The sequence below is a fragment of the Mycobacterium sp. IDUB_1 genome (assembly GCF_055419625.1).
On the sequence record NZ_JBVAYA010000007.1, the window covers coordinates 59,123 to 77,940 of the forward strand.

The window sequence follows — 18,818 nt, forward strand, 5'->3', positions numbered from 1 at the left end:
ACTACGGTGATCTCTGTGACTGAGGGGACCTCGGGCGTCGCAGTCGGCACCCCGGACCCCTCGCTGCGCGGAGTGGTGCTGCGCTACGAGGGGTTCTGCGAGCGCGGCGTCGATCCGGTCACGTTCCGCGAGGTGGCCTGTACGTTCGTGCCGATCATCATCGATCTCGACGCGGGCTGGACCGTCGCCCACCAGAGGGATGCGCCGCTGCGGCTGCAGTCTTTCGTGGCGGGTCTCACGGACGCGCCGGTGCTGGTGGGGCACGGCGGCTCCGCGCACTGCCTGCAGATCGACCTCACGCCGTTGGGTGCGCGCCGCATCCTCGGGCTTCCGCTCTCGGAGCTGGCCAACCGCTCGGTGCCGGTCGAGGCCGTGCTCGGCCGCGGTGCCGCCGACCTTGTCCAGCGCATCGGGGAGACCTACCGCTGGGAGGACCGCTTCGCACTCGTCGACGCGATGCTGCTGGCCCGACTGGGTGACGCGCCGGACATCGACCCCGGGGTGGCCTGGTCGCTGGGACGCATCACCGCCAGCGGCGGGCGCACCGCCATCGGGCCGCTGGCCGACGAGCTCGGCTGGAGTCATCGCAGGTTGATCGCGCGGTATCGCGACGCGATCGGATTACCGCCGAAGACGGTCGCACGGATCGTGCGCTTCGAGCGGGCCCTCGGGCAGGTGCGCGCCGGCGCCGAGCTGTCAGCGATCGCCGCCGACTGCGGCTATTTCGATCACGCGCACCTGTGCCGCGACGTCCGTGAACTCTCCGGCCTCACCCCGGCGGCGCTGCGCGCCGTGGTCAATTCCGAAGTCAATTCCGTCCAAGACCCGGGTGGTTGACCGGCCTACCGTTCGATGCATGACCACACCCATGCACGCGTCCGGCGCGATCCCCATCGTGCACTTCACCGAGCCACGCGAGGCGATCGGCTGGCTCTCGAACGCCTTCGGCGCGATCCCTGCGCTGCTCGTCCCACCTGAGCCGAATCTGCCGCTGCAGCACGCCGAGGTCCGGATCGGTACCGGAGTGGTGATGGTCGGCGACGCCGAGCGCGACAGCGTCTTCGCGCTGCCGGGTCCTGTCGTCGTCTACGTCGTCGTCGACAGCGCGGCCGAGGTCGACGCGCTGCATGACAGGGCAGCCGCGGCCGGCGCAGAGATCGTGCAGGGGATCAGCGATCAGGACTACGGTTCCCACGACTTCGCAGCGCGCGATCCGCACGGCAACATCTGGAGTTTCGGAACCTACCGGCCGTCGCTGAGCTGAGCGATCAGCGGCTCCAGCGGCTGTACCAGGTCTGCCGATAGGGCGTGCCCGCGACGACGACGAGCCCGGCGACGACGACGGTGAATGCGATGAGTGCGAACATCATTGCTCCTTTCCCACGACGGGGTTCCTTTCCCACGTCCCTGCTGATCGCAGGGGCTTCATGAGGCGTGACGGTACCGCCGGTACCGGGTTCTCAGCGGGAAAGGTGTGGCACGGAACTATCGTTCGAGATGTGTGACGACGATCACTTTCGGGGTCAGCCCGCGGTCACGAACCCCTGCGACACCATCCAGTCGCGCGCGACCACGCTGGGGTCGCGGCCGTCTACGTCCACCTGTTTGTTCAGCTCGGTGATGACTTCGTTGGTGATCGCCGCGGTGACCGGCGCCGTCACGTCCGCGATCTCGGGGTGGGCCTCGAAGAAGCTGCGCTTCATCGTCACCGACGGGTTGTAGTGCGCGAAGAACTGCTTGTCGTCGGTCAGCACCGTGAGGTTCAAGGCGGCGATGCGGCCGTCGGTGGTGAAGACCTCACCGAAATCGCACTGCGTGCCGTCGGCGGTGGCCTGATAGATGATCCCGACCTGCAGGATCGGCGTGTTCGCGCGGGCCGGGTCGAAGCCGTAAGCCGTTGCCATGCCGGGGAATCCGTCCTGACGGGCACGAAACTCGGTGTCGACGCACGTACGCGCCGCGGCAGGGTCGCGCGTGACCAGAGCGGCGTAGTCGGACAGCGTCCGCACGCCGGTGCGCTCCACGGTGCGGGTGCTGGCAGCCAGCGCGTAGGTGTCGTCCATCGGCCCCGGCTCCAGCCACACCATGTCGTTTCGTGCGAGGTCCTCGTCGCGCACCGCCTCGTACTGCTTGCGCGTGTCGGGCAGCGGCTTCTCGTGGCCCAGGTAGTTGATCCACGCGTTGCCGGTGAACTCGTAGGCGACGTCGACCTGACCGGACAGCTGCGCGCCCCGGGTACTGCGGCTGCCCACGATGCCGGTCAGGTCCCGCACCTGCGCCCCTGCCGCCGCCAGCGTGTACTCGAGGATGTAGCCGAGGATGACCTGCTCGGTGTACTCCTTGGAGCCGACCGTGATCTGCACACCCTCCAGGCCGGGTGTGGGCTTGATCGAGCCCGGCCCGACCTGCAGCGGTACCGCGCTGCCCGAGCCCAACCCGCACGCGGTCGTCACCAGCATGACGACGGCGGCGAGCGCGGCCAGCTGCCGGCGGGCGTTCATCGCAGACCCTTGGGGCCCACGTAGAACTCGGCCAGCCCGCCCAGCCAATCCACCAGCAGCGCCAGACACACCGCGAGCACGCTGCCCAGGATCAGCGTGACGTTGTCCTGCAGCTTGTATCCGGTGTCGATGAGGATGCCCAGACCGCCGGCGTTGACGAGGAACGACAGCGTGGCCGTGCCGACTGCCAACACCAGCGAGGTCCGCAATCCGGCGAGGATGAACGGCACCGCGAGCGGTAGTTCGACGCGCGTCAGCAGGGCGGCGCGCGACATGCCCTGCCCGAGACCCGCATCGATCAGCGCACGGTCGACCCGGTCGATTCCGAGGATCGTGCTCGACAGCACCGGAAGCAGCGAGTAGAGCGCGATCGGCAGCACACCGATCCAGAAGCCGGTGCGCGAGGTGAGCAGGAACAGCAGCACCAGCAGGCCGATCGCGGGCGCCGCCTGCCCGATGTTGGCGATACCGATGACCAGGGGCCGCAACGGTTTTGCGCCCGGCCGGGTGACCAGGACGCCGAGCGGAACACCGATCAGCACGACGATGGCGGTGACCGCCGCGGTGATCAGCAGGTGCTGCCAGATCAGCGTCGCGACGCTGGCGGGGTTGATGTTCTCCCGCTGGGTGGCGGTCAGCTCGCGATCGAACGCCCAGAACACCACGGCCGCCGCGACGATCAGCACCAGCACGGGTTGGATGTACAACCGCACCCGCTCGGCGTTGGTGCGTGCCGGCGCACCGCCTGGAGCGCTCTGGGCGGTCTCGGTCGTGGTCACGAGGGGCTGCCGCCGTCCGCATCGGTGGCGTCTTCGGCATTGCGGCGCAGCCGCGTGATCGTGTCGATGAGCGTGTCGAGGGTGACCACGCCCTCGTACCGGCCACCGGGGCCGGTCACGACGGCTGACGCGTGCTGCTCGGCCAGTATCGCTTCGAGAGCGTCTTCCAGCGTCGCCTGAGTGCTGACCACATCGAGATGCTCCACCGCGTCGGCGAGCGTGGCGGCCTGCCGCAACCGATTGACGCGCACCCAGCTGACCGGCCGCTCGCGACCGTCGAGCACCACCGCCCAGTCGTAGTCGCTTGCAGCGATGGTCGCGCGCACCTGATCGACGGTGTCGTCGTGGCGCACGGACGGACGCGATTCCAGCGCAACGTCTTTCACGCGCAGCAGCCCGAGCTGACGCAGCGACGCGCCGGAGCCGACGAAGCCGGCCACGGTGTCGTCGGCCGGGCTGGCGAGGATGTTCTGCGGGGTGTCGTACTGCAGTACCGCGGATTGCTGGCCGAGCACGGCGATCCGGTCGCCGAGTTTGACCGCCTCCCCGAAGTCGTGGGTGACGAAGACGATGGTCTTGTGCAGTTCGTCCTGTAGCCGCAGCAATTCGTCCTGCAGCGTGCTGCGCGTGATCGGGTCCACGGCACCGAACGGCTCGTCCATCAGCAGCACCGGTGGGTCCGCTGCGAGTGCGCGCGCGACGCCCACTCGCTGCTGCTGCCCACCGGAGAGCTGGCGCGGGTACCGGTCGGCGTACTGAGCGGGTTCGAGGCCCACGAGGTCGAGCAGTTCGTCGACCCGGTCGGTGATGCGCTGACGGTCCCATTTGAGCAGGCCCGGCACCAGTGCGACGTTCTGCCGAATCGTCATGTGCGGGAACAGGCCCGCCTGCTGGATCGCGTAGCCGATCGAGCGGCGCAGCTCCGTCGGTTTGATCGACAGCGCGTCGTCGTCACCGATGAGGATGCGGCCCGACGTCGGCTCGCTGAGCCGGTTGATCATGCGCATCGTGGTGGTCTTCCCACACCCCGACGGACCGACGAACACGACGATTTCCCCGGCGGGGATGTCGAGCGAGACATCGTCGACCGCAGGTGTTTTCGCGCCCGGGTAGACCTTGGAGACGTGGTCGAGTTCGATGCGAACCCCGGTGACATCGGTTGTCATCGAACACCTTTCGATGTGGTGAGTCGCCCGAGGAGGACGAGCAGGGCGTCGAGCGCGAGTGCGAGGATCACGATCAGCAGCGTGGCGGTCAGGGCCATCGGCAGGGCGGTGGGGCTGCCGACGCGCGACAGCCCGGCGAAGATCAGGTTGCCCAGGCCGGGGCCCTTGACGTAGGCCGCGATCGCGAGCACGCCCATCGACATCTGCGTGCTCAACCGCATGGCCGACAGGATGGCGGGCCAGACGAGCCGCAGTTCCACGCGCGTCAGCGTGCCCAGCCGGCTCATGCCGATACCTCGCGCCGCATCGGTCAGCGCCGGGTCCACGGAGTTCAGGCCGACGATCGTGTTGCGGACGATGGGCAGCAGCGAGTACAGCACCAGGGCTGCGACGCTCGGGATCACCCCGAGCCCGAAGAGCGGAATCAACAGACCCAGCAGGGCGAACGCCGGCACGGTCAGGATCACGCTCGACGTCGTCGTGGCGAGATTTGCCGCCAGCGAGTTGCGATAGGTCAGCACCCCGAGCGCCACGCCGATGACGGTCGCGATCAGGACGCTTTGCACGACGGCGCTGACGTGCTGATACGAGTCGAACATCAGCTGCTCGTAGTGCGTGGAGACATACCCCCACACCGTGGAATTCGAGGTCACCGCGTCACTCCCCAGCTCCCCCGATTCCGCGCGCCTTTGCTGACGCACCATGCGCCCGTCGTGCTGCCTTACCCGATCCTTTATCGGGCGAAACGGCCCGAGTTCAGTTCTCGGTGAACCAAACCCTGGGCGGTCCGCACCGTCGCGAGGACACTCGCGGCGAGAAGACTGCGAGGAGGTGGCTCGATGGTTCGTGTGGTCAAGCTGGGTGCGGTGATCGGAGCGCGCATCGAGGGCGTCGATCTGGCCGCAGGCGTGGACGCGGCCACCGCAGCGCAGATCAACGACGCCCTGCTCGAGCACAAGGTGATCTTCTTCCGGAACCAGCACGATCTCGACGACGACGGCCAGCTGGCGTTCGCCCGGTCCCTCGGTACGCCGACCATCGCGCACCCGACAGTGACGTCGCGCGGCCGGGCTGTGCTTCCAATCGATTCGCGCTACGACAAAGCCAACAGCTGGCACACCGACGTCACGTTCGTCGACCGCATCCCCAAGGCGTCACTGCTGCGCGCCGTCACCCTGCCGCCCTACGGCGGAACCACCACGTGGGCGTCGACCGAGGCCGCCTACGACCAGCTGCCCGAGCCGCTGCGCGCCTTGGCCGAGAACCTCTGGGCGGTGCACACCAACACCTACGACTACGCCCGCGACATCGACGGCCGGCGAGAGGCGCTGGAGGACACCGAACGTCAATACCGGGAGGAGTTCGTCTCCGACTACTACGAGACCGAGCACCCGGTCGTGCGGATCCACCCCGAGACGGGCCGGCGGGTCCTGCTGCTGGGCAACTTCGTCAAGGGGTTCGTGGGCCTCGGACGCACGGAATCCGCGGCGCTGTTCGACCTGTTCCAGACCCGCATCACGAAGCTGGAACACACGGTGCGCTGGAACTGGGAACTCGGCGATCTGGCCGTCTGGGACAACCGTGCCACTCAGCACTACGCCGTCGCCGACTACGACAACCAGTTCCGGCGGCTGAGCCGGGTGACGCTGGCCGGCGACGTCCCGGTCGACGTGCACGGACAGCGCAGCCGTGTGATCGCCGGCGACGCATCGGGCTACTCCGACATCGTCGTCCCGGTCCGCCTGGCCAGCTGAGCGCACCACCTCACTCCGCCACGTACCGTGGTCGGATGGCCAGAACCCGGGACACCGACGCCTGTCCCGGCGCGCTGCAGACCCACCGCGCTGCCGACGGCGACCTTGCCCGCGTCCGGCTTCCGGCGGGAATGCTGACCGCTGAGCAGATGGAGGCGATCGCCACCGCGGCGCTCGATCTCGCCGCACCGGCCCTGGAGCTGACCTCGCGGGGCAATCTGCAGATCCGCGGCATCCGCGATGCGGAGGAACTCGCCGCCCGCCTTGCCGAGGCGGGCCTGCTGCCGTCGCCCGACCGCGAGAAGATCCGCAACATCGTGGCGTCCCCGCTGTCGGGCCGCCAGGGCGGGCTGCTCGACGTGCGTGCGATGGTGCACGCGCTCGATGAGGCGTTGCAGCGGGACCCGACGTTGGCCGATCTGCCGGGGCGCTTCCTGTTCGGTCTCGACGACGGCCGCGGCGACATCGCCGGCCTGGGTGCCGATGCCGCCGTGTGTGCCGTCGACGCGGACACCATGACAGTCGTGCTGTCCGGCACCGACACCGGGGTTCGGGTCGCTGCCGAAGACGCGGTCGACACGCTGCTGGCCATCGCCCGCCGGTTCGTCGAGTTGCGCGGAAAGGCCTGGCGGATAAAGGAATTGGCGACCCCCGGCAGTGTCCTCGATGGTCTCGGCGGCCTGGCGCCGACGGAGGAGGTCGGGCGGAGGTGGCCGGTGTGCACCCGCCCCCCGGTCGGCTGGCTCACCCAGGACGACGACCGGATCGCGCTCGGCGCCGCGGTGCCGCTGGGTGTGCTCGAGGCGGAGTTGGCCCGCTACCTCGCCGCGGTACAGGCACCTCTGGTGATCACCCCGTGGCGATCGGTGGTCATTGCCGATCTCGACGACGGCGTGGCCGACGCGGCGCTGCGGGTGCTCGCTCCCCTGGGATTCGTGTTCGACGACGCCTCGCCGTGGCTGGCTGTGTCGGCGTGCACGGGCCGCCCGGGGTGCACCCACGCGCTCGCCGACGTCCGCGCCGACGCGACAGCGGCACTCCACGAGGGGGAGTCGCCGCGGCACCGCCACTTCGTCGGCTGCAACCGGGCCTGCGGCAGCCCCGCTGACGCGGACGTGCTGATCGCCACCGGAGACGGCTACCAGCCGCGGCGGCGCCACCCGTAGGGTGATCGAGTGCTCGACTACATCCGCGATGCCGGGGAGATCTACCGGCAGTCGTTCGCGACGATCCGTGCCGAGTCGGACCTGTCGTCCTTCCCCGCCGACGTCGCGCGAGTCGTGGTCCGGTTGATCCACACCTGCGGGCAGACCGACGTGCCCGACCACGTCGCCTACACCCCCGACGTCGTCGTCCGTGCCTACGAGGCGCTCGCCGCCGGCGCCCCGATCCTGTGCGACTCGTCGATGGTCGCCGCAGGCATCACCCGCTCCCGGCTGCCCGCCGACAACGAGGTGGTCTCGTTGGTCTCCGACGAGCGGGCACCGGCGTTCGCCGCCCAGCACGCCACCACTCGTTCGGCCGCGGCGATCGACCTGTGGGCCGAACAGCTGCCCGGCGCCGTGATGGCCATCGGCAACGCCCCCACGGCGCTGTTCCGGCTCCTCGAGCTCGTCGACGGGGGCGTCGCGCCGCCGGCCGCCGTGCTCGGCGGCCCGGTGGGCTTCGTCGGGTCCGCGCAGTCGAAGCAGGAGCTCATCGACGATCCGCGGGGCATGTCCTATCTGGTGGTCACCGGCCGCCGTGGGGGCAGCGCGATGGCCGCCGCCGCCGTCAACGCGATTGCGACGACCATCGAATGAGCGAGCAATGACCGGCCGCGGCACGTTGTGGGGAGTCGGCCTCGGGCCGGGCGACCCCGAGCTGGTGACGGTCAAGGCGGCTCGGGTGATCGGCGCCGCCGACGTCGTCGCCTACCACAGCGCTCGCCACGGCCGCAGCATCGCGCGCGGCATCGCCGAGCCCTACCTGCGCGAAGGCCAGATCGAGGAACACCTGGTCTACCCCGTCACCACCGAGACCTCCGATCACCCCGGCGGCTACGCGGGGGCGATGGACGACTTCTACCGCGAGGCGGCCGCACGCATCGCCGCGCACCTCGACGCCGGGCGCGACGTGGCGCTGCTGGCCGAGGGCGATCCGCTGTTCTACAGCTCGTACATGCACATGCACACCCGGCTCACGCAGCGCTTCGACGCGGTGATCGTGCCGGGGGTGACGTCGGTGAGCGCCGCGTCGGCGGCCGTGTCGACACCGCTGGTCCAGGGCGACCAGGTGCTGACCATCCTTCCCGGCACCATGGCTCCCGCGGAGCTCGAACGCCGCCTCGCCGACACCGACGCGGCCATCATCATGAAACTCGGCCGCTCGTATCCTGCTGTGCGGCAAGCACTTGCGGCCGCGGGCCGGCTACAGGACACCTACTACGTGGAACGGGCCAGCACGTCACGTCAGCGGGTGCTGCCGGCCGCCGACGTCGAGGACGGGTCGGTGCCCTACTTCGCGCTGACCATGCTGCCCGGGCCGATGCAGGCCCCGGACGCCCCAGGATCGACCACCGGATCGACCACCGGATCGACCACCGGATCGACCACCGGATCGACCACTGAGTCGAGCACCGGATCGGTCACCGTCGTCGGACTCGGTCCCGGTGCCACGGCCTGGATGACCCCGGAGAGCCGCCGCGAGCTGGCCGCGGCCACCGACCTCATCGGCTATGGCCCCTATCTGGACCGCGTCGGGGTGCGCGAGGGCCAGCGCCGGCATCCCAGCGACAACACCGACGAACCCGCCCGCGCCCGCCTGGCCTGCTCACTGGCCGAGCAGGGCCACGCCGTCGCCGTGGTCTCCTCCGGGGACCCCGGAGTCTTCGCGATGGCGACCGCGGTACTCGAAGAAGCCAAACAGTGGCCCGGTGTCGAGGTGCGGGTGATCCCGGCGATGACGGCCGCCCAGGCGGTGGCGAGTCGCGTCGGCGCCCCTCTCGGCCACGACTACGCCGTCATCTCGCTGTCGGACCGCCTCAAGCCGTGGGACGTCATCGCTGCGCGTCTGGAGGCGGCCGCACGTGCCGACATGGTGCTGGCGATCTACAACCCGGCGTCGAAGACGCGCACCTGGCAGGTCGGTGCGATGCGGGACCTGCTGCTCGAGCATCGCGATGCCGGCACCCCCGTCGTGATCGGCCGCGATGTCGCCGGGCCGACCGAATCGGTGCGGGTGGTGCGGCTGGCCGACCTCGACCCCGCCGACGTGGACATGCGATGCCTACTGATCGTCGGATCCTCACAGACCCAGTGGTACTCGGCCGGATCGAGCACCGATCGGGTGTTCACCCCGCGGCACTATCCCTCGCAGTGACGGAAGGCGCGCCCGTGACCATCCCCCGCATGCCGGCCGACATCACGGCGACATGGTTGAGCTCGGTGCTGGACACCCCCGTCACCGACGCCACGGTGACGCCGATCGGCACCGGCCAGACCGGCGCCACCTACCGGGTGACCGCGACCTACGGCGCCCCGACGGACCTGCCAGCGACATTCGCGGTCAAGCTGCCCGCACAGGACGACGCGGTGCGTGAGCGGGTGGCGCTCGGATACAAGTCGGAGGTCGAGTTCTACGCCGCGGTCAGTGCCGATGTCGACGTGCCGGTGCCGCCATGCCTGCACAGCGACATCTCCTCGGACGGAACGGATTTCGTGCTGGTTCTGGCCGACATGGCGCCCGCCGAACAGGGCGACCAGCTCGCCGGGTGCACACCGGAAGAGGCGGCACTGGCCGTCGACGCATTGGCCGGCTTGCATGCGCCGAGCTGGTGTCAGCGGCGTTGGTACGAGCTGACCTCGATCATCATGCCCAAACCCGGCGACGACGCGGCGGCCGCCGGCATGGGCGACGTGTCGGCCATGGCGGCCACCATCACCCTCGACCGCCTCGGCGAGCGGATCAGCGACGCCGACCGCGAGACGCTGACGACGTCGATGAACCTGGTGACGCCGTGGTTGTCGGCCGAGCCGGAGCGCTTCTCGCTGCTGCACGGCGATTACCGGCTCGACAACCTGCTGTTCGACCCTGACCGCACGCAGGTCACCGTGGTGGACTGGCAGACCGTCGGGCTCGGCCTGCCCGCCCGCGATCTCGCGTACTTCACCGCGACCAGCCTGCTACCGGAGGTCCGGGCCGCGGTCGAACACGATCTGGTGCGCCGCTACCACGCCGCGGTGTGCCGGTACGGCGTCACCGACTACGACGTCGACACCTGTTGGCAGGACTACCGTCTCGGCGCCCTGCAGGCACCGTTCCTGACGGCGCTGGGCTTCGCGTTCTCCACCTCCACCGACCGTGGGGACGAGATGATCCTGGCCATGCTGAGCCGGGGCTGCCGGGCGGTGCGCGAACTCGGCACCATCGAGCTGATCAGGTCGTATCAGGCTTCGTCGCCGACCACTGCGTGACGGGCATGGCGGGGCGCCAGCCGGTGAACGAGCCCACTGCCTCCCCGGCGTAGTGCTGGTACCGGCGCAACTGCCCGCCGTGTTCTGAATACCGTTGCGCGAGAACAGCTTCCGATTCAACTGTGACGGCGTTGGCCACCAGGCGGCCGCCAGGGCGCAGCGCCTCCCAGCATGCTTCGATCAGCCCGGGCGCACTGATGCCACCGCCGACGAAGATCGCGTGTGGCGACGGCGTGAACGAGAAGGACTCGGGCGCGTCGAACGTCACCTCGACCGGCACACCGAACGCGCGAGCGTTGGCCTCGATCCGGGCCCGGCGGGCCTGATCCCGCTCGAACGCGACGGCCCGGCATGCCGGCCCGGTCAGGCACCACTCGATCGCGACGCTGCCCGACCCCGCGCCGACGTCCCAGAGCAGTTCTCCTGGGCGGGGAGCCAGCGCGGCCACAGTGGCCGCACGGATCGCCTGCTTGGTGATCTGACCGTCGTGGGCGAACGCATCGTCGGGCAGCGCGCCGACGCGGCGATCATCGGGCAGGTAGCGCACCGCCATCACGTTGAGATTGTCGACGTCTGCGGGAGGCCGCTGCGCCCATTCCCGCGCGGTCGATGATCGTCGCAATTCCCTTGGGCCGCCCAACTGTTCGAGCACAGTGAGCTCGGAATCCCCACGCCCGACGTCGGTGAGCAGACGCGCCAGTTCGGCCGGGGTCGAGCCGCTCTGGGAGAGGATCACGGCGTGCCCCCCGCGGCGCACCGCGGTGTGCACCGGCCGCCACACCAGGCTGATCACCTCGGTGTCCTGCACCGCCCACCCGACGCGGGAGCACGCCAGCGTCACCGACGACACGTGCGGCAGGACCGCGACCCGGTCCGCGCCGTGAGCGCGGATCAGTGTGCTGCCGATGCCGTGCAGTAGCGGGTCGCCGCTGGCGATCACGTGGACGTCGCCGTCCGCGCCGTCGAGCAGGGTGTGAATCGCGGGCAGCAGCGGACTCGGCCACGGCCGCCGCACAGCGCGCACACTGTCGTCGAGCAGTGCCAGCTGACGCTCCGAACCGTAAATGACGGTGGCTCTTGTCAATTCGTCGCGTGACGGTGGCGCGAGTCCGGCCATCCCGTCGGCGCCGATCCCGACGACGACGATCATCTCGGCAACCTCCGCCACACCGGGCGCGGGGTGACGCGGAACGCCGCCGCGAGCGCGACGAGCGTGCTGGGCACCCACACCACGCTGCGTCCGCGCCGCATCGCGGCCACGGTGGCGTCGGCGACCTGCGCCGGAGTGCTCGACAGCGGCGCAGGCGTCATCCCCTCGGTCATCCGGCCGATCACGAAGCCCGGTCGCACCAGCAGCAGGCGCACGCCGGTGCCGTGAAGCGCGTCGGTCAACCCGCTGCAGAAGGCGTCGAGTCCGGCCTTGGCCGAGCCGTAGACGTAGTTCGCGCGCCGCGCCCGAACTCCGGCGACCGACGAGAACGCGACCAACTTTCCCTGGCCAGCGGCCCGCATCGTCTCGGCGAGCACCGTCAGGAGGCTGACCTGGGCGACGTAGTCGGTGTGCACGATCGCGGCCGCATGCGCGGCATCACGTTCGGCCCGGGCCTGGTCGCCGAGGATGCCGAACGCGAGCACGGCGGTACCGATCGCGCCGTGGCGCTCCACGATGCCCGCGACGACGTCGCGGTGGGAACCGAGGTCGTCGGCGTCGAAGGCGAGCGTGTGCACCGCGCGGGCACCGTCGCCGAGCAGCGTCGCGCTCTCGGCCTCGAGATCGTCGGGGCGGCGGGCCGCCAGCACGATCGTCGCGCCGCGGGCCAACCGCCGTGCCACCTCGACGCCGATCTCGCTGCGGCCGCCGAACATCACGACCAGATCGGTGTCGGCCCGCTCAACCGTGTCTTTCATGGCTGCGATTATGTCCTGCGCTAGCGTGGACCACGATGGGCAAGGCAACCACGCGGCTGACCACAGATGCGATCGCATTCCTGACCGAGCGGCATCTGGCGATGCTCACGACGCTGCGGGCTGATCAGTCTCCGCACGTGGTCGCCGTCGGATTCACGTTCGACCCGACCACGCACATCGCCCGCGTCATCACCACCGGCGGCTCGCAGAAGGCCGTCAACGCCGATCAGCGCGGCGTCGCGGTGCTCAGCCAGGTCGACGGCGCGCGCTGGCTCTCGCTGGAGGGCACATCCACGGTCTACACCGAGGCCGACAAGGTGCGCGACGCCGAACGGCGCTACGCGCAGCGCTATCGCACGCCGCGCCCGAACCCCAAGCGGGTCGTCATCGAGGTCCGGGTCGAGCGGGTGCTCGGCTCCTCGGGCCTGCTCGACCGCGGCGACAGCTAGCTGCTCACCGGCACCACGACGAGGTCGTGCGGCCGGTTGTTCACCGACACCGCGCCGTCGGCGGTGACGATCACGATGTCCTCGATGCGCGCGCCCCACTGCCCGGGGAAGTAGATGCCAGGCTCGACGGAGAAGGCCATCCCCTCCTGCAGCGGCAGGTCGTTGCCGGCGACGATGTAGGGCTCCTCGTGCACCGACAGGCCGATGCCGTGCCCGGTGCGGTGCACGAAGTACTCGGCCAACCCCTCGGCGGCCAGTACGTCGCGGGCTGCGGCGTCGACCTGTTCGGCGGTGACACCGGGGCGGACGGCCGCCACCGCCGCCTGCTGGGCACGCTGCAGCACCGCGTAGCGGCGGACCACCTCGGGGTCGGGCTCGCCGATGCTGTACGTGCGGGTGGAATCGGAGTTGTAGCCCGGCTCGTACGGGCCGCCGATGTCGACGACCACGACGTCGCCGGCCTGCAGTTCGCGGTCCGAGCACTCGTGGTGCGGATCGGCTCCATGCGGGCCGGACCCGACGATGATGAACGCGGCCTCGGAATGTCCTTCGGCGACAATGGCTTCGGCGATATCGGCGGCGACGTCGGCCTCGGTGCGGCCGGGGGCGAGGAAGTCGGGCACGCGGGCGTGCACCCGGTCGATCGCGGCGCCGGCCTTGCTGAGCGCGTCGACCTCGGCGGGGTCTTTGACCATGCGCAGTGTGCGCAGCACGTCGGTGGCGAGCACGGGCACCGCGCCGAGCACGCCGGCCAGGGGCAGAAGGTGCAGCGCCGGCATGGCGTCGGCCACCGCGACGCTGACCGGGCCACCGCCGAGCGCGTCGGCGACCAGCGCGTAGGGGTCGTCGCCGTCGACCCAGTCACGCACCGTCACGTCGAGGTCGGGAACGGCCGATTCCTTCAGCGATGCCAGCTCCATGCGCGGCACCACGATCGTTGCGGCGCCGTCTGCTGACAGCACCAGCGCGGTCAGCCGCTCGAAGGTCTGTGCGCGCGAGCCCACGAGGTAGCGCAGGTCGTAGCCGGGGGTGATGACCAGACCGGCCAGCCCGGCGTCCGCGGCGGCGTGGGCCGCGGCGCTCAAGCGGTGGGCGTACACGTCGGTGCTGAATCGGGACGCTGCACTCATACCCACCAGGCTAGTGCCCCGGTTCCTTTGCGCGAGCCGGGGAAACTGGCCTGGCAGGATGGCGGGGTGACTGCTCCCCTGGTACTCCTCGACGGTGCGAGCATGTGGTTCCGCTCGTATTTCGGTGTGCCGTCGTCGATCACCGCACCCGACGGCCGCCCGGTCAACGCGCTGCGAGGGTTCCTCGACGCCGTCGCCACCGTCATCACCCGCGAACAGCCCCGCCGTCTGGTCGTGTGCCGCGACGACGACTGGCGCCCGCAATGGCGCGTCGACCTGGTGCCGTCGTACAAGGCCCATCGAGTCGTTCAGGAGAACCCGGGCGACGAGCCCGACGTCGAGGAAGTGCCCGACGAGCTGACCCCGCAGGTCGACATGATCATGGAGATCCTCGACGCGTTCGGTATCGCCACCGCGGGCGCGCCCGAACACGAGGCCGACGACGTGCTGGGCACGCTGGCGAGCCAGGAGACCCGCGACCCCGTCGTCGTCGTCAGCGGCGACCGCGACCTGCTGCAGGTCGTCCGCGACGAGCCGACCCCGGTGCGAGTGCTCTACCTGGGCCGCGGCCTGGCCAAGGCCACGAAGTACGGGCCCGACGAGGTGGCCGAGACCTACGGGGTGCCGATCGATCGCGCCGGGCCGGCCTACGCCGAGCTCGCACTGCTGCGCGGCGACCCGTCCGACGGCCTGCCGGGAATCGCGGGCATCGGCGAGAAGACCGCCTCCACGCTGATCACGAAGTACGGCTCGCTGGCCGAGCTGCGCACCGCGATCGACGACCCGAAATCCACGCTCCCCAAAGCCCAGCGGGCGAAGCTGCGCTCGGCGGCCGATTACCTCGCGGCGGCCGAACCCGTGGTGCGCGTCGCAACCGATGCGCCGGTGCGGTTCTCGACGGCCGACGACACGCTGCCGTTGGCCGCGGAGCACCCGCGCAAAGTCGCCGAACTCGCCGAGCGCTACGGCGTGTCGTCGTCGGTCGGGCGCCTGCAGAAGGCGCTCGACGGCCTGCCCTGATGAACTGACGGGCCGGATGACCTACTTGGGCCGGCCCACCTCGTAGGTGCCCTTGTCGTCCTGGAACGTCACCGTCACCTGGCGCTTGGTGCCGTCGATGCTGACCTCGCAGTTGAAGGTGTCACCCTTCTTCACCGTGGGGCTGACGCCGTTGTTGCACTTGACGTTGTTGACGTTCTTGGCGCCGTATCCGTTGGTCTGATCGGTCAGGATCTGCTGCACACCGGTCTGCGCGGCGTTGACGTCGAGCTTGGTGGTGACGAAGAAGCCCGGCTTCCAGAACCCGAGGACCAGGACGACGGCGACGATGATCGCGGCGAGCAGGCCGACAATGGTGCCGATTACCGCCATCGACTTCTTGGAGCCCTCTTCGCCGCCCGGGGCCTGGTAGTTCGGGTACTGCCCGTACTGACCGGGTTGTCCCGGCTGGCCTGGTTGGCCGTACTGACCCGGCTGGCCGTAGGCGCCGGGCTGCCCGTACTGGGGCTGCTGACCGTAGGCACCGGGCTGGCCGTACTGCCCCGGCGGCGGATAACCGGTGGGACTGGTGCCGTACTGCTCCGTCGGCGCGTACTGCTGCGGCGGATAGACAGGCGGCGCCGTCGGCTGCTGGTACTGCGGGTACTGCTGCGGCGTGTACGCCGGCGGCTGCCAGGACTGCTGGTCCGGCGCCTGCGGCTGCTGCGACCCGGACGGCGGCTGCCAACCCTGGTTGGCTGCCGACTCGCTCGACGGCTGCTGCTCCGCGCCAGACTCAGGCTGTTGACCCGGCCAATGCTGGTTCGGATCAGATCCCTGCGGTCCGCTCATTTCTCTCCTCGGTCGTGCGCGGCTGTGGCGGTGTAGCTGGCCACACACTACCCGGCATCAACGGCGACGACGCCGCGCCGAACGTCGTTGATGGCGCGTTTCGCGGTCGTCCGCAACGCCTGCGAGGGCGCGGTGGTGCGCACCTGATCGGCGAGATCGAGCACCTGACGGCACCATCGCACGAAATCACCCGCCGGCATCGTCACACCGGTGCCGGGGTCGCTGGCGGCCAGCGCCGAGGCGAGATCCCCCGTGCTGGCCCAGCGGTACATCGCGGCGACGAAACCGTCGTCGGGTTCGCGGCTCGGCGGGAGCCGGTGCCGCTGCTCGTCCGATCGCAGCTCGGTCCACAGCCGGCGGGTTCGGTTCAGCGCGCGCCGCAGCCGGCCCGTCGGCACGCCGGATCCGTCCGTCGGCCCGTGCCCGTCCCGGCGCGATTCGTAGAGCACCGACGACAGGGCTGCCGCGAGTTCCGCAGCGTCGAGGTCGTCCCACACCCCGGTGCGCAGGCACTCGGCGACGAGGAGATCCGACTCGCTGTAGATGCGGGCCAGCAGGCGACCGTCCGCGGTGACCGAGCGCATGTCGCCGTCACCCGCGACGTAACCCCGCTCGGTGAGGAGGACGACGATCCGGTCGAAGGTGTGCGCCAGCGAGTTCGTCGCGGCCGCGATCTTGCGACGCAGCGCCTCGTTGTCGCGCTCCATCTTCAGGTAGCGCTCGGCCTGGCGCGCCTTCTCTTCCCGGTCGGGCAGCTGATGGGCCCGGTGGGCACGCATCCGGTCCCGCAGCGCGACCAACTCGGGATCGACGTCGGGCTCGGCGGCCGGACCGCTGCGGCGCCTGCGTGCCGACGGGACGTCGAGCCCCTCCGCGGCCGACAACAGCGCCGAGGCCAGATCGCGGCGGGCGCGGGGATTTCGGTGCTCGACGCGTTTGGGCAGCGTCATGCGACCCATCGGTCCGATCGCCCCTGAATAGTCGGCCGAGGAGATCCGGCCCGCCCACCGGGTCTCGGTGAGGACCAGTGGGCGCGGATCGTCGTCGTCGCGGGCAGGCTCGAGCACGACAGCCAACCCGCCTCGCCTGCCATGGGTGATCGTGATGATGTCGCCGCGGCGCAACGCTGTCAGCGCGTCGTTGGCGGCCTGCCGGCGCTGCAGCCGCGATGCCCGCGACTGCGTGCGCTCCCGCTCGCCGATCTGGGCCCGCAGCCGGGCGTAGTCGAGAATCGGCGCTCCCCGACCGCCGAACTCGGCGGCGAGCTGGTCGAGCATCTTCTCCGCCCGCTCGACGCCGCGCACCAACCCGACCACCGACCGGTCGGCCTGGTACTGCGCGAACGACCGCTCGAGCAGCTGGTGCGCCTGCTCAGGGCCCATCTGGTGCACCAGGTTGATCGTCATGTTGTAGGTCGGGGCGAACGAGCTGCGCAGCGGGAAGGTCCGTGTCGACGCCAGCCCGGCCACCTCCGCCGGGTCGACATCGGGGTTCCACAACACCACCGCGTGACCCTCGACGTCGATACCGCGCCGGCCCGCCCGGCCCGTCAGCTGCGTGTACTCCCCCGGCGTGAGCGGCAGATGCTGCTCACCGTTGAACTTCACCAACCGCTCGAGCACCACCGTGCGGGCCGGCATGTTGATGCCGAGCGCCAAGGTCTCTGTGGCGAACACCGCCTTGACCAGGCCCGCGGTGAACAGCTCCTCGACGGTGTGCCGGAACACCGGCAGCATGCCCGCGTGGTGGGCGGCCAGACCGCGCAGCAGGCCCTCGCGCCACTCGTGGAAATCCAGGACGATCAGGTCCGAGTCGTTGAGGTCAGCGGTGCGGCGGTCGACGATCTCGGCGATCCGCGATCGTTCGGAGTCGGTGGTGAGCCGCAGCGACGAGCGCAGGCACTGCTTGACCGCGGCATCGCAGCCGGCCCTGGAGAAGATGAACGTGATCGCGGGGAGCAGGTCGCGCTGCTCGAGCACGGTGATGACGTCGGCGCGGCCGGGCGTCCGGTAGACCGTGGGACGCCCGCCCTGACCTTCCCGCCGTCCCCCACGGCCTCCCCGTCCCTGGGGTTGCCAGTCGGCAAGCCGGTCGGCTTCGCGGCGGTGGGCGATGTGGCGCAACAACTCCGGGTCGACCAGCAGGTCACCGTGAGCAACCATGCTGCCGCGCGCAGGCCCCGAAGCCCGGTAGTCGAACAGGTCCATCAGGCGCTTGCCGACCATGACGTGCTGCCACAACGGCACCGGCCGGTGCTCGTCGACCACGACCGTGGTGTCGCCGCGCACGGTCTGGATCCAGCCACCGAACTCCTCGGCGTTGCTCACCGTCGCCGAGAGGCTGACCAGCCGCACGTCGTCGGGCAGGTGCAGGATCACCTCTTCCCACACCGCGCCGCGCATCCGGTCGGCCAGGAAGTGCACCTCGTCCATCACGACATGCGAAAGTCCTTGCAGGGCAGGAGAATCTGCGTAGAGCATGTTGCGCAGCACTTCGGTGGTCATCACCACCACGTCGGCGTCTCCGTTGATGTTCTGATCGCCGGTGAGCAGGCCGATGCGTTCCGGGCCGTACCGGCGCACCAGATCGTTGTGCTTCTGGTTGCTCAGGGCCTTGATCGGCGTGGTGTAGAAGCACTTTCGGCCCGCTGCGAGCGCAAGGTGCACAGCGAACTCGCCGACGACCGTCTTGCCCGCACCCGTGGGTGCGCACACCAGAACCCCGTGGCCCTGCGCCAGCGCGTCGCATGCCCTGCGCTGGAATCCGTCCAGCGCGAACGGGAGCAGCTCGGTGAACGCCGAGACCGAGTCAAGGGTCACCTCTGGGGGCGCCTCAGGTCGCATCATC

Annotated in this window: 18 protein-coding genes; 9 read left to right on the forward strand and 9 right to left on the reverse strand. The window is 70.0% G+C overall.

Annotated elements, in window-relative coordinates:
* The first annotated feature begins 15 nt into the window (after positions 1–15).
* Together ACZYYX_RS28090 and ACZYYX_RS28095 are read left to right on the forward strand one after the other, a co-directional pair.
* Positions 16–837: an AraC family transcriptional regulator gene (locus ACZYYX_RS28090; RefSeq protein ID WP_463818110.1), complete on the forward strand. Its 822-nt coding sequence runs from the start codon at positions 16–18 to the stop codon at positions 835–837.
* Positions 838–856: 19 nt separating this feature from the next.
* The gene (locus ACZYYX_RS28095; protein ID WP_463818111.1) at positions 857–1,264 is read left to right on the forward strand and encodes a VOC family protein; all 408 of its coding nucleotides are present in this window, start codon (positions 857–859) and stop codon (positions 1,262–1,264) included.
* A gap of 259 nt (positions 1,265–1,523) precedes the next feature.
* Here the strand turns inward: ACZYYX_RS28095 and ACZYYX_RS28100 are convergent, their stop codons facing one another.
* Genes ACZYYX_RS28100 through ACZYYX_RS28115 form a run of 4 tightly spaced genes read right to left on the reverse strand, consistent with a single transcriptional unit; the run spans position 1,524 to position 5,045 of the window.
* Positions 1,524–2,501, reverse strand: a complete 978-nt coding sequence (locus ACZYYX_RS28100) for a glycine betaine ABC transporter substrate-binding protein (protein WP_463818112.1) — start codon at positions 2,499–2,501, stop codon at positions 1,524–1,526.
* A complete protein-coding gene (locus ACZYYX_RS28105; RefSeq protein ID WP_463818113.1) occupies positions 2,498–3,280 on the reverse strand; it encodes an ABC transporter permease in 783 nt (260 codons plus the stop codon). Before ACZYYX_RS28105 ends, ACZYYX_RS28100 begins: the two co-directional genes overlap by 4 nt.
* Positions 3,277–4,446: an ABC transporter ATP-binding protein gene (locus ACZYYX_RS28110; protein WP_463818114.1), complete on the reverse strand. Its 1,170-nt coding sequence runs from the start codon at positions 4,444–4,446 to the stop codon at positions 3,277–3,279. The genes ACZYYX_RS28105 and ACZYYX_RS28110 overlap by 4 nt, the downstream gene beginning before the upstream one ends.
* Positions 4,443–5,045 carry an ABC transporter permease gene (locus tag ACZYYX_RS28115; protein ID WP_463818282.1) on the reverse strand — a complete coding sequence of 201 codons (603 nt, stop codon included), beginning with the start codon at positions 5,043–5,045 and terminating at the stop codon, positions 4,443–4,445. The genes ACZYYX_RS28110 and ACZYYX_RS28115 overlap by 4 nt, the downstream gene beginning before the upstream one ends.
* Positions 5,046–5,285: 240 nt before the next feature.
* On the opposite strand from ACZYYX_RS28115, the gene ACZYYX_RS28120 reads away from it, so the two are divergent.
* The 5 genes from ACZYYX_RS28120 to ACZYYX_RS28140 are packed head-to-tail and all read left to right on the forward strand — an operon-like array spanning position 5,286 to position 10,654.
* Positions 5,286–6,200 carry a TauD/TfdA dioxygenase family protein gene (locus tag ACZYYX_RS28120; protein ID WP_463818115.1) on the forward strand — a complete coding sequence of 305 codons (915 nt, stop codon included), beginning with the start codon at positions 5,286–5,288 and terminating at the stop codon, positions 6,198–6,200.
* A gap of 35 nt (positions 6,201–6,235) precedes the next feature.
* Positions 6,236–7,366 carry a precorrin-3B synthase gene (gene cobG / locus ACZYYX_RS28125; protein WP_463818116.1) on the forward strand — a complete coding sequence of 377 codons (1,131 nt, stop codon included), beginning with the start codon at positions 6,236–6,238 and terminating at the stop codon, positions 7,364–7,366.
* Between the two features lie 9 nt (positions 7,367–7,375).
* Positions 7,376–8,002: a precorrin-8X methylmutase gene (locus ACZYYX_RS28130; RefSeq protein ID WP_463818117.1), complete on the forward strand. Its 627-nt coding sequence runs from the start codon at positions 7,376–7,378 to the stop codon at positions 8,000–8,002.
* A 7-nt stretch (positions 8,003–8,009) separates the two neighbouring features.
* Positions 8,010–9,560, forward strand: a complete 1,551-nt coding sequence (locus tag ACZYYX_RS28135) for a precorrin-2 C(20)-methyltransferase (protein ID WP_463818118.1) — start codon at positions 8,010–8,012, stop codon at positions 9,558–9,560.
* Positions 9,561–9,574: 14 nt separating this feature from the next.
* Entirely contained in the window at positions 9,575–10,654 is a 1,080-nt protein-coding gene (locus tag ACZYYX_RS28140) for a phosphotransferase family protein (protein WP_463818119.1), read from the forward strand.
* On the opposite strand, the gene cbiE is transcribed toward ACZYYX_RS28140, so the two are convergent.
* Both cbiE and ACZYYX_RS28150 read right to left on the reverse strand, forming a co-directional pair.
* Positions 10,617–11,804, reverse strand: a complete 1,188-nt coding sequence (cbiE, locus tag ACZYYX_RS28145) for a precorrin-6y C5,15-methyltransferase (decarboxylating) subunit CbiE (protein ID WP_463818120.1) — start codon at positions 11,802–11,804, stop codon at positions 10,617–10,619. The two genes, ACZYYX_RS28140 and cbiE, sit on opposite strands and share 38 nt — an antisense overlap.
* Positions 11,801–12,562, reverse strand: a complete 762-nt coding sequence (locus ACZYYX_RS28150) for an SDR family NAD(P)-dependent oxidoreductase (protein WP_463818121.1) — start codon at positions 12,560–12,562, stop codon at positions 11,801–11,803. The genes cbiE and ACZYYX_RS28150 overlap by 4 nt, the downstream gene beginning before the upstream one ends.
* Positions 12,563–12,597: 35 nt before the next feature.
* Here ACZYYX_RS28150 and ACZYYX_RS28155 point away from each other — a divergent pair, with 35 nt between their 5' ends.
* The gene (locus ACZYYX_RS28155) at positions 12,598–13,011 is read left to right on the forward strand and encodes a F420-dependent biliverdin reductase (RefSeq protein WP_463818122.1); all 414 of its coding nucleotides are present in this window, start codon (positions 12,598–12,600) and stop codon (positions 13,009–13,011) included.
* Here ACZYYX_RS28155 and ACZYYX_RS28160 read toward each other — a convergent pair.
* Positions 13,008–14,141 (reverse strand): M24 family metallopeptidase, encoded by a 1,134-nt coding sequence (locus tag ACZYYX_RS28160; RefSeq protein WP_463818123.1) that lies wholly within the window; start codon positions 14,139–14,141, stop codon positions 13,008–13,010. The two genes, ACZYYX_RS28155 and ACZYYX_RS28160, sit on opposite strands and share 4 nt — an antisense overlap.
* Before the next feature lie 66 nt (positions 14,142–14,207).
* Here ACZYYX_RS28160 and ACZYYX_RS28165 point away from each other — a divergent pair, with 66 nt between their 5' ends.
* Positions 14,208–15,161, forward strand: coding sequence for a 5'-3' exonuclease (locus ACZYYX_RS28165; RefSeq protein WP_463818124.1), 954 nt, complete (start codon positions 14,208–14,210; stop codon positions 15,159–15,161).
* Positions 15,162–15,182: 21 nt separating this feature from the next.
* On the opposite strand, the gene ACZYYX_RS28170 is transcribed toward ACZYYX_RS28165, so the two are convergent.
* A complete protein-coding gene (locus ACZYYX_RS28170) occupies positions 15,183–15,971 on the reverse strand; it encodes a DUF4333 domain-containing protein (protein WP_463818125.1) in 789 nt (262 codons plus the stop codon).
* 47 nt (positions 15,972–16,018) lie between these two features.
* Complete coding sequence (locus ACZYYX_RS28175) at positions 16,019–18,814, reverse strand: DEAD/DEAH box helicase (protein ID WP_463818283.1); 2,796 nt, start codon at positions 18,812–18,814, stop codon at positions 16,019–16,021.
* Positions 18,815–18,818: the final 4 nt, after the last annotated feature.